At 34.8% G+C, this 12,694-nt stretch carries 14 protein-coding genes; 5 read left to right on the top strand and 9 right to left on the bottom strand.

The window, feature by feature from the left end; translation table 11 throughout:
* Window positions 1-292: 292 nt before the first annotated feature.
* The 3 genes from LV89_RS03305 (at window position 293) to LV89_RS03315 (ending at window position 2,739) form a co-directional block, all read left to right on the top strand.
* Window positions 293-1,225 carry a patatin-like phospholipase family protein gene (locus LV89_RS03305; RefSeq protein WP_109741446.1) on the top strand — a complete coding sequence of 311 codons (933 nt, stop codon included), beginning with the start codon at window positions 293-295 and terminating at the stop codon, window positions 1,223-1,225.
* Window positions 1,226-1,441: 216 nt separating this feature from the next.
* A complete protein-coding gene (locus LV89_RS03310; protein WP_109741447.1) occupies window positions 1,442-1,813 on the top strand; it encodes a transposase in 372 nt (123 codons plus the stop codon).
* Window positions 1,814-1,839: 26 nt separating this feature from the next.
* Window positions 1,840-2,739 (top strand): IS3 family transposase, encoded by a 900-nt coding sequence (locus LV89_RS03315; protein WP_158279499.1) that lies wholly within the window; start codon window positions 1,840-1,842, stop codon window positions 2,737-2,739.
* Window positions 2,740-2,834: 95 nt separating this feature from the next.
* On the opposite strand, the gene frr is transcribed toward LV89_RS03315, so the two are convergent.
* The 8 genes from frr to aroQ all read right to left on the bottom strand — a co-directional run bounded on the left by frr (window position 2,835) and on the right by aroQ (window position 8,289).
* On the bottom strand, window positions 2,835-3,395 hold the full coding sequence (gene frr / locus LV89_RS03320) for a ribosome recycling factor (protein ID WP_109741449.1): 561 nt from the start codon (window positions 3,393-3,395) through the stop codon (window positions 2,835-2,837).
* 154 nt (window positions 3,396-3,549) lie between these two features.
* A complete protein-coding gene (gene pyrH / locus LV89_RS03325) occupies window positions 3,550-4,260 on the bottom strand; it encodes a UMP kinase (RefSeq protein WP_109741450.1) in 711 nt (236 codons plus the stop codon).
* A 138-nt stretch (window positions 4,261-4,398) separates the two neighbouring features.
* Window positions 4,399-5,037: a ribonuclease H1 domain-containing protein gene (locus LV89_RS03330; protein WP_109741451.1), complete on the bottom strand. Its 639-nt coding sequence runs from the start codon at window positions 5,035-5,037 to the stop codon at window positions 4,399-4,401.
* 45 nt (window positions 5,038-5,082) lie between these two features.
* Window positions 5,083-5,460, bottom strand: coding sequence for a hypothetical protein (locus tag LV89_RS03335; protein ID WP_146199064.1), 378 nt, complete (start codon window positions 5,458-5,460; stop codon window positions 5,083-5,085).
* A gap of 220 nt (window positions 5,461-5,680) precedes the next feature.
* On the bottom strand, window positions 5,681-5,986 hold the full coding sequence (locus LV89_RS03340) for a hypothetical protein (RefSeq protein WP_109741453.1): 306 nt from the start codon (window positions 5,984-5,986) through the stop codon (window positions 5,681-5,683).
* Window positions 5,987-6,063: 77 nt separating this feature from the next.
* Window positions 6,064-6,642: a MarC family protein gene (locus LV89_RS03345; protein WP_109741454.1), complete on the bottom strand. Its 579-nt coding sequence runs from the start codon at window positions 6,640-6,642 to the stop codon at window positions 6,064-6,066.
* Window positions 6,643-6,684: 42 nt separating this feature from the next.
* Window positions 6,685-7,746 carry an aminotransferase class V-fold PLP-dependent enzyme gene (locus LV89_RS03350; protein WP_109741455.1) on the bottom strand — a complete coding sequence of 354 codons (1,062 nt, stop codon included), beginning with the start codon at window positions 7,744-7,746 and terminating at the stop codon, window positions 6,685-6,687.
* Between the two features lie 117 nt (window positions 7,747-7,863).
* A complete protein-coding gene (aroQ, locus tag LV89_RS03355) occupies window positions 7,864-8,289 on the bottom strand; it encodes a type II 3-dehydroquinate dehydratase (protein ID WP_109741456.1) in 426 nt (141 codons plus the stop codon).
* A 190-nt stretch (window positions 8,290-8,479) separates the two neighbouring features.
* Between aroQ and xerD the strand changes: the two genes are divergently transcribed.
* Window positions 8,480-9,391, top strand: a complete 912-nt coding sequence (gene xerD / locus LV89_RS03360) for a site-specific tyrosine recombinase XerD (protein ID WP_109741457.1) — start codon at window positions 8,480-8,482, stop codon at window positions 9,389-9,391.
* A 136-nt stretch (window positions 9,392-9,527) separates the two neighbouring features.
* Here xerD and LV89_RS03365 read toward each other — a convergent pair whose 3' ends face one another.
* Entirely contained in the window at window positions 9,528-10,079 is a 552-nt protein-coding gene (locus tag LV89_RS03365; protein WP_146199065.1) for a hypothetical protein, read from the bottom strand.
* A gap of 274 nt (window positions 10,080-10,353) precedes the next feature.
* On the opposite strand from LV89_RS03365, the gene LV89_RS03370 reads away from it, so the two are divergent.
* Window positions 10,354-12,555 carry a TonB-dependent receptor gene (locus LV89_RS03370; protein WP_109741459.1) on the top strand — a complete coding sequence of 734 codons (2,202 nt, stop codon included), beginning with the start codon at window positions 10,354-10,356 and terminating at the stop codon, window positions 12,553-12,555.
* Window positions 12,556-12,694 lie beyond the last annotated feature (139 nt).

Raw genomic sequence — 12,694 nt, forward strand, 5'->3', positions numbered from 1 at the left:
AAAATAATACTTATTTACATTCAAGAATTGATAACTCTTCGCAAATTACACTTTTCTGTAAAAACTTGTATCTACTATATCTTTATTAACTTATTTTTATTTTTTTAGTTCGATATTTGATGGAAAAGTCTGTAAGTTTATACATCATAAAACAATCAATTGCAATTAAGTAGGGGTTGGGATTTAGGGATTAGGATTTAGCACTTCCATTATTCTAATTATCAATGATTTATGAAATGTCAAAATGGTTCTTTATTTTGTTCTATTATTTAGGTAAACCACAAATAAACAAATGAGTAAAATTTTAGTTTTGGCAGGAGGTTCTGTCAAGGGAGCATATCAGGCGGGTGTTGTTAGAGCAGTTTTTGAATCAGGTTTTCGTCCAGACGCTATCTATGGAATATCAGCAGGGAGTATGAATGCTTCTTACTTGGTTAATGATTTTGGTTCACAGTTTATGAATAATAATGGAAGTGTGGATTATGCCCAAAGTTCGATTGACCTTTGTGATTTTTGGATTAACAATATCAATACACCTGATAGCCTTGCCCTCAGAAGAGGAACTTATGATTTAGGAATGAGTGCAATTCGTAGAAATTTTGAGGGATTATTGGATACTACGCCCTTACGAGAAATTCTTCATAACAATATTCATCTAAGAAACCTCAATGCCAGCCCGATACAGTTGAAAGTGGGAGCGGTGGATATTATTAATGGGAGTATTGTTTATGCTGACCCTACCTACGAGCATTTTTTAGACTATGTGATGGCATCGTCGGCTATTCCGATTTTGATGCCTGTTGTTAATATTGGAGGATTACGAAAAATGGCTTTTCTGGATGGCGGTATGCGTGATGTTGCTCCAATTAAAAAAGCAATTTTAGACGGAGCTACTGAAATTATTTGTATTGCTTGCCATACCAGAAATATTGACGGTGGATATTTTCCGTATGGAAACCTCTTGGCATTAGTTGACCGTGTGATGGATATTGCCGTAAATGAATGTCTTAATGCAGATTTGGATTGGGCGGAATTCAGAAATGAATGTTTACCAACGGATGGCTCGGAAGGAGAATTTGGAATATTAAAAGGGCAGAAAAGAATTAATCTAAAAATCATTCGTCCTCATAAAACTTTAAATATCGATATTCAAGATTTTGATAAAGAAGATATTCAACGATTAATTTTCTTGGGTTATCAGCAAGGGAGGGAGGAAATGAAATAACAGTTATCAGTTATCAGTTATCAGTAAACAGTTATCAGTTAACAGTTAACAGTAACCGAAAATAAAAAAGTATTAAAAAAGCCAGTTAAGGAACTAACAATTCCAAAACTGGCTTTTTTACTGATAACTGATAACTGATAACTGATAACTGATAACTGATAACTGTCCCGTCCTGACCTAAGTTGACCAAATTTTGAACCTAAAACGTATCAAAAGATGGACAAAACCAAGAACACAGGTCAAAAATTTATTCGCCATTTTAGCGAAGAATTCAAACGGCAAAAAGTAAAAGAACTTGATGCCAAAGTGCTGAGTATTTCCGATATTGTGAGATTATATGAGGTTTCATCCGTAAGCGTGTGTCGCTGGCGTAAGAAATACTCAGTTCACTATCAACAAGCCACCCGAGTGGTTGTCGAAATGGAATCAGAAGCTCAAAAGACCAAAGAACTCTTAGCACGTAATGCTGAATTAGAGCGTATCGTAGGGCAAAAACAAATGTCCATTGATTTTTTAGAAAAACTCCTTGAAATTGCTTCCAAGGAATTAAAGATGGATATAAAAAAAAGTTTTTCTATCCCACCTTAGACTATTTTAGGATTAATCGCAATGTGTTGTCAATCCGATTAAGAGAACTTTATCAGATACTTGGTCTGAGTAAGCAAGCTCATCATCAACATCAAATACAACACATTAAACAATCCTGTGATATTGAAAAGATTTTACAGGAAGTAGTTATTTTGAGAATAAATCATCCCGTGATGGGACTCAAAAAACTCTATCATAAGCTCAAATACAAACCCTTTGGTAGGGATAAATTTATTGCCATAGGAGTAGAAACTGGATTGAGTATTCCCAGACCTAAAAACTATCAAAGAACAACGTTTTCAACGAAAAGTAACCGTTATCAGAATCTTTTAGTAGGGATAGAATTAGATGATATTGACCAACTTTGGGTTAGTGACATTACTTACTTTTGGGTCAATAATCGTTTCTATTATATTACTTTGATTATGGATGTATATTCTCGTAAAATTGTAGGCTATTGTGGGGCTTCTACTTTGGAAGCATCCGCTAATATGGAAGCCCTTACAATGGCACTAAAAATGCGTAAAAAGAAAACATTTGAAAACCTGATTCATCATTCAGACAAAGGTACTCAATACGTTTACAAAGACTATGTAGAGTTACTGGAAAGTCGAAAAATAAGAATCAGTATGTGTAATGTGGTCTATGAAAATACGCACAGTGAACGTTTAAATGGCATTATCAAAAATGAGTATCTCAGGCATCGTTCTATCAATAGTTTGGCAGATTTGAAAAGGCATCTTGCCAAAGATATTGAACTTTATAATCAAGATAGACCACATGATAATCTCAACAAAATGAGTCCCCATGAGTTTGAAAATTATTTACAAAATGTACCAAAAAAGCAAAGAGTAAAAATGAATATTTACGTTGATGAAAGGACAATTAATAAACAGAAATTTGGACAACAACTTGTACTTTTCTAAGTTTACAAGTAAACAAAAAAGTCAACCTATTTCAGGACGGGACAAACTGATAACTGATAACTGATAACTGATAACTGATAACTGATAACTGATAACTAAACCGACATAATATCTTTTTCTTTATCAGCAAAAGTAGCTTCAACTTTCACAATGTAGCTATCTGTTAACTTTTGTACACGTTCTTCACCACCTTTAATGGCATCTTCAGAAACGCCATCATTTTTTAATTTCTTGATGTTATTATTAGCGTCCTGACGAACGTTTCTAACATTAATTTTGGCAGTTTCGATTTCTCCTTTTACACGCTTTACCAACTCTCTACGGCGTTCTTCTGTCAGTGGAGGAATATTCAAACGAATATTTTCGCCATCATTCATTGGCGTAAGTCCAATATTTGAATTACGAATTGCTTTTTCACATTCTGCAATCATTTTTTTCTCGAATGGCTTTACAACAATTGTACGAGCATCAGGAGTGTTAATAGAAGCAGCTCCAGTTAATGGAGTCATCATTCCATAATAATCAACCTGAATACCATCAAGCATTGAAGGTGTTGCTTTTCCTGCACGAATTTTTGATAATTCGATGGCTAAGTGTTTCAACGCTCCGTCCATTGTTTCTTTGGCAGCGTCAATATAAAATTCTATTTCCTCCATTTTTCAATGAGTGATTTATGAATGAGTGATTAATTAAAATAAGTAGGGCTTTAGGCGTTAAGATTTAATATTGAAACTTGATATTATAATTGCTTGAATAGTAGCAATAAAGGTCTATCTCAATGCCAAACACCTAAATCCTAATACCTATTTATTAACTGATAAGCGTTCCTACTGATTCGCCTTGTGCTAAATTTAGAAGGTTGCTTGGTTTGTTCATATCAAATACGATGATAGGAACTTCATTTTCTTGGCATAAAGTAAATGCTGTTGTGTCCATAATTTTCAGACCTTTAGCAATTGCCTCTGCAAAAGAAAGTGTGTCATATTTGGTAGCAGTTGGGTCTTTTTCAGGGTCGGCAGTATAAACACCGTCAACTCTTGTTCCTTTCAAAACAACTTCTGCTTCAATTTCAACGGCACGAAGAGCAGCCGTTGAATCAGTTGTGAAGTAGGGATTTCCTGTTCCCGCTCCGAAAATTACGATACGACCTTTTTCTAAATGTCTCATTGCTCTGCGACGAATAAACGGTTCGCAAACGGCATCCATTTTAATTGCGGTCAATAAGCGAGTGAACATCCCGTTTTTTTCAAGAGCAGCTTGAATCGCCATGCCATTGATAACAGTGGCAAGCATTCCCATATAGTCGCCTTGCACACGGTCGATACCAACTTTAGCAGCGGCAGCACCACGAAAAATATTGCCTCCACCAATCACAATTGCGATTTCTACGCCTAAATCTTTTACTTTCCTGATTTCTTGAGCGTATTGCTCCAAGATAGAAGGGTCAATAACTTCGCCGTCAGAACTAAGGGCTTCACCTGATAATTTAAGAAGAATACGTTTGTATTTGGGTTTGTCCATGATGTAAGGTTTTTTGCGGAGGCAAAGATAGGAAAAAGGATTGAAAGGAGAAAAGAGGAGGGAGTGGAAATGGGGAAATGTAAAAACTCTCCCCAAAACTGAAAATTTAACTTAACACAGTTTAATGAAGACTCTCCACTACTTTCGTCCATAATCAGCAGGGTTTTCTCCCCAAAATTCTGTTTCCCATTTCAATATTTTATTGGAATATGTATTGTCTTTTAGCCATTGCTCGCCACGGTCTAAAAGCTGAAAAAGCTCTTCGTTCTTTTTATTTCTCTCTAAATTGGTCTTGACTTTTTTGTTTTTTACCCAAGAAATTGCCGTTTTTGAATCGGAATAAATAGGCAAGTCAGAATTGTGTTTTTTCAAGAATGCTAAGCCGTGAACGATGGCTAAAAATTCGCCAATATTTACTGTTCCTTGCGGAAAAGGGCCCATTGAAAAAAGCACTCTTTTTGTCCCCGTTTCTACGCCTTGATACTCTAATTTTCCGGGATTTCCCGCACAGGCAGCATCTACCGAAATACTTTCGGGATTGGGTTTCCCAACTAAAGTTGCAGATTTTGTTTGCGTCCCTGTTCCGCCTGTTTGTCCTTTTTGTACCGACTGCCAATAATTTCCTTTAAAAGCATCTTCGGCTTCTTTTAAAGTATCAAATGATTTGTACTGAGCTTTCTCGAAGCCTTTTATTTGTTCTTCGGCTTCTGCCCAAGTATCAAAAACACCCGTTGTTCGTCCTTTCCAGACGGTATAAAATTTTGATTTTTTTGCCAATGTTATTTGATTTTAGATATTTTAGTGAGGTCGTCTCTAATTATTTTAAAGTAATCTTCCTTTTTTATTTTTTACGATTCTCACAAATTTAACTTGGTCTTTGGGAATAATTGTAGCCTCTTTACGAATGGTATCGAATAGAAAATAATGAGCAGAATTATCGCCTACATACACTAAACTATCCAAATTTTCAACTAAATCCTTGTCGATAGATAATTTATAATGGTATATATTCTTATCATGTAGCGTTTTATTTGCCCGATAAAATCCATATAATTCAGCTGCCAGAAGTAAATAAATTAAAATGGAAAACGATATATACAAAGGTGATTTCATGTATTTACTTATTTTCTTTCTATCAGCTTTTCTACCCAACATCATAATTCTATAAGCAATTTGATAGCTTTTAAAATGCTTTTTCATCCAAAGAAAACTAAGATAACGTGAACTTTTCAAAATCAGAGAAATTAAAAACATTTAATCTGCTGATAATTAGACAGTTAATCTCATTCATTTTTTTTCATGAAACACTAAAAGGCGAATTAGAGTACTAAATTTATCAAAAGTCATATTCCTTTGGTAAACGAATGTTCTGAAAACTCTGATTTAAGCGATTTAAGGCTATTTTCAGGGTTATTTAATGTCATTTTCTTGAAAAGTTCACGTTAAGATAATATAGCGTAATTAACATACCTATGCTAAGTATTGCTAATAGAATAACCAAAGGATTCGCCAAAGGTGCCATCAAGAAGTCATTAATCTCAGAAAAGAGGAAAATGTTAATTCTGAAAATTGAAAAGTAGAAAAAATTATAACTTATCCCCAAAAAAATAAGGAATAGATACCCCCCAACACTTAGAGAAATACCCCATTCAAAGTTTTTGAATGTATTTTTTAATCCATCTAATGGGTTTAAATGTTCTTCTTGGTCTAATAATTCTTCGTTCATAATTGATTGTAGTTTTAGTTTAAATTTATTTGTTCATAGAATGAGTGCTTTTTTGTAAAACTCATTATACAATTAAATTACCCTAATCTTGTTTTCAATATCTTAATTGAAATGGCTAACAGAATTACGCCAAAAACTTTACGAAGTACGTTCGCACCAACCTGTCCAAGTCGGTCTTCAATCCATTGTGAAGCCTTCAACACAAGATAAATAAATACCAAATTCAATAAAATTCCGACTAAAATATTGACTTCTTCAAATTGAGATTTCAATGATAAAATGGTCGTCATTGTGCCTGCTCCTGCAATAACAGGAAAAGCCAATGGCACAATTGAAGCGGCTTTGCTGGCTGCGGCATCCTCTGACTTGAAGATATTTCTGCCTAAAGTCATTTCCAAACCAATCAAGAAAATGATTAATGCCCCCGCAATAGCAAAAGAATTTATATCAACGCCGAAGAGGCTCAAAATAGATTTTCCTACATATAAAAAAGCAATCATAATTCCGCCTGAAACCAAAGTGGCTTGCTCGGCGTGAATGTCTCCTGTTTTTTTACGTAAATCAATCACTACGGGAATCGACCCTAAAATGTCAATTACTGAAAACAGGATAAGCGAAACCGAAATGATTTCTTTGAAGTTGAAGTTGAAATCCATAGTGTTTTAGTTTATTGTACTACGGGAAAGATTCTCGTGGTACTATTTTGTAAGTAATTCTTCCAAAGCTACGATTTCATTCTCTTCAATAGCAGGAAAATTGGCAATTCTGAAAGTTGTGTTTTTCCAAGAACCATATCCATTTCCGATAGTAATTCCATTTGCTTTGGTGATGTTTTTTATATCTTTGATTTGACTTTCATTTCCTTCAATCGTAATGACTGTATCTGAACGTACTTCTGGGTTTTGGATTAGAGGTTTGGTAGCACAGACTTTAGTCTGTACTGCTGCATTTTTATCAAAGAAATTATACCAATGATGAGCTTGCAATTTTATTTTTTCAGAAAGTATTGTAATATCATTAATGTCTGCCATTATCTTATTTAAAAGATAAATATTCAGAACATTTGGGGTGTAGTGTGTTTGAAATTTCTGAAAATTATCATGAATAAATAACAAACTATTATAATATTTTCGGTCGTTGATTTGCTCGGCTCGCTGAATTGCTTTGGGAGAGCATACCATAATTGCCATACCTGCTGGCAAGCCCAAACACTTCTGAATTGAGGCAAACCAAACATCGCCTTGTTGCCAATCTAATGCAATTCCGCCTAAAGATGACGTCGCATCGACTGCAATGATAGCTTCTGGAAAAACATCTCTAAATGGTATTAAATCTTTAATTTGTGTTCCGTTTGAGGTTTCATTCTGCGTGATACAAACAACATCTCCCCCCGATTTAATCTGCTTTAAATCAGGTAGTTCTTCAATATTAAAAGTTACTCTTTCAACTTTTGGTACGAGCTTTTCGGCATAATCTGCCCATTTTTCACCGAATGCTCCATTGTAAATATGCAAACTTTCTTGCATTGTCAAAGATTGTGCAATAATCTCCCATGACTCCGTTGCCGATGAAACAAAGTAGATAAAATAGTCATCTGGAATATGGAGTTTTTGATGCAATCCTTCAATTGCTCCACGAGTAATTTCCATACATTCGGGGCTTCGATGATTGACACTCAGAATTCCCTCTGCAAAGGCATCTTGCAGATATTGAGCTACTTGTGGATAAACTTTGGATGGACCGGGATAGAAAGTTGTCATATTTTAGGGGTTAGGGGTTGGAGAATTGACGATTTACGAATGACTTGATTTACGATTGCGACTTTAATCGTAAATCAAATCATTCGTAATTATGATAATTAATTCCCCAACCACCTATTATAAAAACGCTTGAATGGCAAAATCGTAGCCACGAAGACCAAAACCGATGATAATGCCCATTGCTTTTTTGCTAATGTAACTCTTATGACGGAATTCTTCACGAGCATATACATTAGAAATATGCACTTCAATCACAGGGGTTTTTACACCCGAAATAGCATCGGCAATGGCAATAGAAGTATGCGTAAATGCTCCTGCATTCATCACAATTCCATCGTAAGAGAAACCAATTTCGTGGATTTTATCAATCAAAAATCCTTCGTGGTTCGACTGGAAGTATTCTAAATCTACTAAATCTGAATACTTGTCTTTCAATACTTCAAAATATTGGTCAAATGTTTGGTGTCCGTAAATTTCGGGTTCACGTTTGCCTAATAAATTCAAATTAGGCCCATTAATGATGATTATTTTTTTCTTTGACATTGTTGTTTAGGTAGTAGGTATTAGATTGTAGGTATTAGGTTATTATGAATTAAATAACCTTTGATTGGGTAGATAAATGCAAAACGATTTTTTCCTGTCTAAAAAAGCATTTATAAATTATCTTTGCTTATATCTAATCCAATCCTAAATTCTTTAATCCTAAATTCCTAAATCCTAAACCGAATCCCCAATGAATTGGCAAAGCTATTTAAAAAATTTCAAAAGCTATCTCACTTTAGAACGTTCTCTTTCAGAAAATTCGATAGAGGCATATTTACGTGACGTTCAGAAACTTTGGGAATACCTTGAAATTGCAGGAGAATTGGATATTCAACCCGAAACAGTGACGGATAAACACATTTTTAATTTCTTTTATTATATCGGAGAATTGGGTCTGGAAGCTACCTCCCAAGCCAGAATGTTGTCGGGCTTGAAAGCATTTTTCAAGTATTTATTGTTGGAAGATATTATCAAAAATGACCCAATGGCGTTGATTGTTTCTCCCAAAATTGGAAGGAAATTACCCGCTACTTTGAGTTTCCCAGAAATTGAAAGAATGTTAGATTTAATAGACCTATCCACTAATGAAGGCACACGTAATCGGGCAATTTTGGAGGTGCTTTATAGTTCGGGTTTGCGGGTTTCTGAATTAGTAGAAATGAAATTGACGGAGTGTTTTTTTGATATTGGCTTTCTTAGAATCATCGGAAAAGGCGATAAAGTTCGGCTCGTTCCTATCGGGCGAGATGCGTTGCATTATACCAAAATCTATTTAGAAAATATCCGTAATCAACAAAGCATAAAACCAGAAGCAGAAAATCATGTTTTTTTGAATAGAAGGGGAAATAAATTAACCCGAGTGATGATTTTCTTGATTATCAAGGATTTAGCAGCTAAAGCAGGCGTGCAAAAAAATATTAGTCCGCATACATTTAGACATTCTTTTGCTACGCATTTGATTGAAGGTGGAGCAGATTTAAGAGCCGTCCAAGAAATGTTAGGTCATGAATCTATCACAACGACCGAAATTTATACGCACTTGGATAGAGAATATTTGCAACAAACCATCGTAGATTTTCATCCGAGAAGCAGAAAAAGATAGTTTGTCGTTAAGTAGAGTCAATTGCCATTTTGATGTTTTATAACTGATTGGTAATCAGGTTTTTCGTAAATTTAAGTCGTAATCGCAACGGAGAATCGTATTTTAATTGTCACTGTACTTACCTCATAGAAAAATATCACTTCGGACAACGGCTTCCCCATTTTTTAAATTTCGGAAATTCACTTTTCATAAAACAAGTTGTTAAGCCAAATTGTAAGAGACTTGTACTATTGAATCCAGATGAGGTTGAGAGAAATTCAACGTGAAAACCTGCGGTTTTTGTAATCATAGTGCGTAAACCAATAAAAATACCAACGGCTGGATTAAAACTGCCTTGATATACTTCGCCACCCACAAAAGCACCAATATATGGGTCAAAATTTCCGCCAGAAGCATCGTCTGCATAACCAAAATGTTGGTATCCTCTAACCGATAAATGATTATAATTATCAAAAACCTTTATAAAGCGATAAGCGTGTAAACCCAAACCATAGAAATCACTTTTGGGTAATCGTTTCTCAAAAGTTACGCTTAAAAAAGTAGGTGTTTGGGAAAGAATTTTATCTGGTTTTTCAAGATTTTGGTCAGCTCCATAAGACAAACTGAGGTACATAGGTTTTTCGTTCTGGGCTTTTAGTACCAAAGAATACATGGAAAATAGTAAAGAAAGTAAAAAGCCTCTTTTCACGGATAGAGTTTTTAAAAATACTGCTTCAAGGTAATGAAGTAAGGAAGAAAAGCGAAAAATCAAAACTGTATTATTTAGACAATAATGGCGTAACAGATTTGAATGATAGTTTGGCAGACTTGTTTACAAAATAACATCATAATTACGGATAAAAGAAAATTTCCCTCACTAAAAACATCAATTCACTCCTCAAATCATGAAGTTCATCTGAAAATCATTCCATAAAATTTATTCCTACCCTTATTTTGAATCAGAAATTAAACAACATACGCAGATGAAAACGCTTACAAATTTACTCGTCCTATTTTTTATTTTAATTACCGCATACTCTTTCGGACAAACAACCCTAAAAGGAAAGGTTGTCGATGAAAAAGGAATTGGCTTGCCAGGGGCAAATGTCTCTTTAAAAGGCTCTTATGATGGAGCAACAGCCGATGTAGAAGGTAATTTTCAATTTAAAACTACCGAAAAAGGGGAACAAATTATTCAATCTTCTTTTATAGGTTATGAGGCTTACAATCAGACTATTATCTTGAAAAATGGTTTAATGGAATTGACTTTAAAAATGCGAGAAACTGCCAATGAATTGAATACAGTTACGGTTACGGCAGGAACTTTTGAGGCTTCAGACGAAAAGAAAACAACCTTGATAAAACCGATTGATATTGTAACAACCGCAGGCGGAGGAGCCGATATTACGCAAACTATGACGCTTTTAACACCGGGTTCTCAACGAAATGGAGAATCAACAGGAATGTTTGTACGTGGTGGTTCTGCTCAAGAATCTAAAATTTTGATTGATGGAATTACGGTTCAAAATGCGTATAATACTGCTTCGCCAGATGTTGCTGCTCGTTCACGGTTTTCTCCCTTTCAATTTAAGGGTTCTGCCTTTTCAACGGGTGGATATTCTGCTCAATACGGACAAGCGTTATCGGCAGTTTTACAAATGAATACTACCGATTTAGCGACAGAATCAGGGTATGTAATCAACGCAAATTTAGCTCAATTATCGGCTGGATATACTCAATTGACTGATAATCATTCTATTAACGGAACAGTTGCATACAGTAATCTTACGCCTTTGTTTTCGGTTTATCCACAAAATATTGAGTGGAAGAAAATACCAGAACAATTGAATATTTCGACCTCTTACCGCTTGAAACCGTCATCTGGAGAAAACCTTAAATTTGATGCTATTTATGGAAAAAGTGCTTCGGGAATGTTGTTTAAAAACCCCGATAACAATAATGCTTTGACCGAATTTGGAATAAAAAATGATAACCTGTTATTGACAAGTAGTTATCAAAAGGCATTGGATAAAGATGCCAATTGGGTTTTAAAATCAGGGGCGTCGTATTCTTATAATTTTGATAATTTAAACGCAGGGACATCAACTTTTGGGAAAACGGAACAACGTTCTCAATTGCGAGCAACTTTAACACATTCTTTTGGTGAAAATAACAATATTTTGTTCGGAACGGAAGGACATTCTGCTCAATATGAATTGTCTGTTCAACAAAATGAAGAAAAAAATAATAACCGTTTGACTGATAATTTTGGGGCATTGTTTTCAGAATCAGAGTTTTATATTACTCGAAAATTAGCAGGTAGAATTGGCGTGAGAGGTGAATATTCTTCTTTAGCATCGGGTTTCAACTTAGCTCCAAGATTTTCATTAGCTTATAAAACTGGACAATATTCGCAGGTATCAATGGCAGGTGGAAAATTCTATCAAACCCCCGATTATAGATATTATTTCTACAACAAAAACTTGCAATATGAACAAGCCGCTCATGCCGTTTTGAACTACCAAATCATCAAAAACAAACGTACATTTAGAGTAGAAGGATATTATAAAAAATACGAAAATTTGGTAAGAGAATACCCAAGTACGGCAGGTTATTTTGATGCAAATCCACAACGCTTTCCGAATGGCAAAACAGACAATGCGGGTTATGGTTTTGCCCAAGGCGTAGATGTGTTTTTTAGAGATAGTAAAACTGTGAAAAACGGCGATTTATGGGTGAATTATAGCTATTGTGACTCTAAACGATTGTTTGCTAATTACTTGACAGAAGCTCAGCCAACCTTTGTTTCTAATCATAATTTGAATGTGGTTTATAAACATTTTATCGCTAAACCAATGATGACTATTTCGGGTACATATTCATACACAAGTGGACGTCCGTATTACAATCCAAATGTAAAGGAATTCTTGTCAGAACGTACTCCAGACGTGCATAATACCAGTGTTTGGCTCAATTATTTAACCAATATTAAAGGAAATTTTATGGTCATTTATTTGTCCGTAGATAACATACTCGGTACTAAAAATGTCTATAATTACCGTTACTCAACCGACGGAAAAACTCGCACTGAAATAACACCAGCCGCTTACCGCACCATCATGATTGGTACATACATTACCATTTCAAAAAAGAAAGTTTTGCCAGAAGATATGAGAAAGAATTAGGAGGTTTTAAGAAATAAATTTACCAAATTGTAAAACCCTTTCAAGTGTCAAAAACTTGAAAGGGTTTAAGTATTATGTCGAAATATAACACTGTTTTAAATTTTATAAGTTACTAATAATCAAGCCTATTGTGATGCTA

It is taken from the genome of Arcicella aurantiaca, from assembly GCF_003148625.1.
In the GTDB taxonomy this organism is placed as follows: domain Bacteria; phylum Bacteroidota; class Bacteroidia; order Cytophagales; family Spirosomataceae; genus Arcicella; species Arcicella aurantiaca.

What these genes read in the sequence shown, in the direction of transcription:
- LV89_RS03350 (WP_109741455.1), bottom strand. Translation starts at nt 7,746, where the DNA reads ATGACAACTTTCTATCCCGGTCCATCCAAAGTTTATCCACAAGTAGCT.
- frr (WP_109741449.1), bottom strand. Translation starts at nt 3,395, where the DNA reads ATGGAGGAAATAGAATTTTATATTGACGCTGCCAAAGAAACAATGGAC.
- LV89_RS03310 (WP_109741447.1), top strand. Translation starts at nt 1,442, where the DNA reads ATGGACAAAACCAAGAACACAGGTCAAAAATTTATTCGCCATTTTAGC.
- LV89_RS03370 (WP_109741459.1), top strand. Translation starts at nt 10,354, where the DNA reads ATGAAAACGCTTACAAATTTACTCGTCCTATTTTTTATTTTAATTACC.
- xerD (WP_109741457.1), top strand. Translation starts at nt 8,480, where the DNA reads ATGAATTGGCAAAGCTATTTAAAAAATTTCAAAAGCTATCTCACTTTA.
- LV89_RS03305 (WP_109741446.1), top strand. Translation starts at nt 293, where the DNA reads ATGAGTAAAATTTTAGTTTTGGCAGGAGGTTCTGTCAAGGGAGCATAT.
- LV89_RS03345 (WP_109741454.1), bottom strand. Translation starts at nt 6,642, where the DNA reads ATGGATTTCAACTTCAACTTCAAAGAAATCATTTCGGTTTCGCTTATC.
- LV89_RS03335 (WP_146199064.1), bottom strand. Translation starts at nt 5,460, where the DNA reads ATGAAAAAGCATTTTAAAAGCTATCAAATTGCTTATAGAATTATGATG.
- LV89_RS03340 (WP_109741453.1), bottom strand. Translation starts at nt 5,986, where the DNA reads ATGAACGAAGAATTATTAGACCAAGAAGAACATTTAAACCCATTAGAT.
- aroQ (WP_109741456.1), bottom strand. Translation starts at nt 8,289, where the DNA reads ATGTCAAAGAAAAAAATAATCATCATTAATGGGCCTAATTTGAATTTA.
- pyrH (WP_109741450.1), bottom strand. Translation starts at nt 4,260, where the DNA reads ATGGACAAACCCAAATACAAACGTATTCTTCTTAAATTATCAGGTGAA.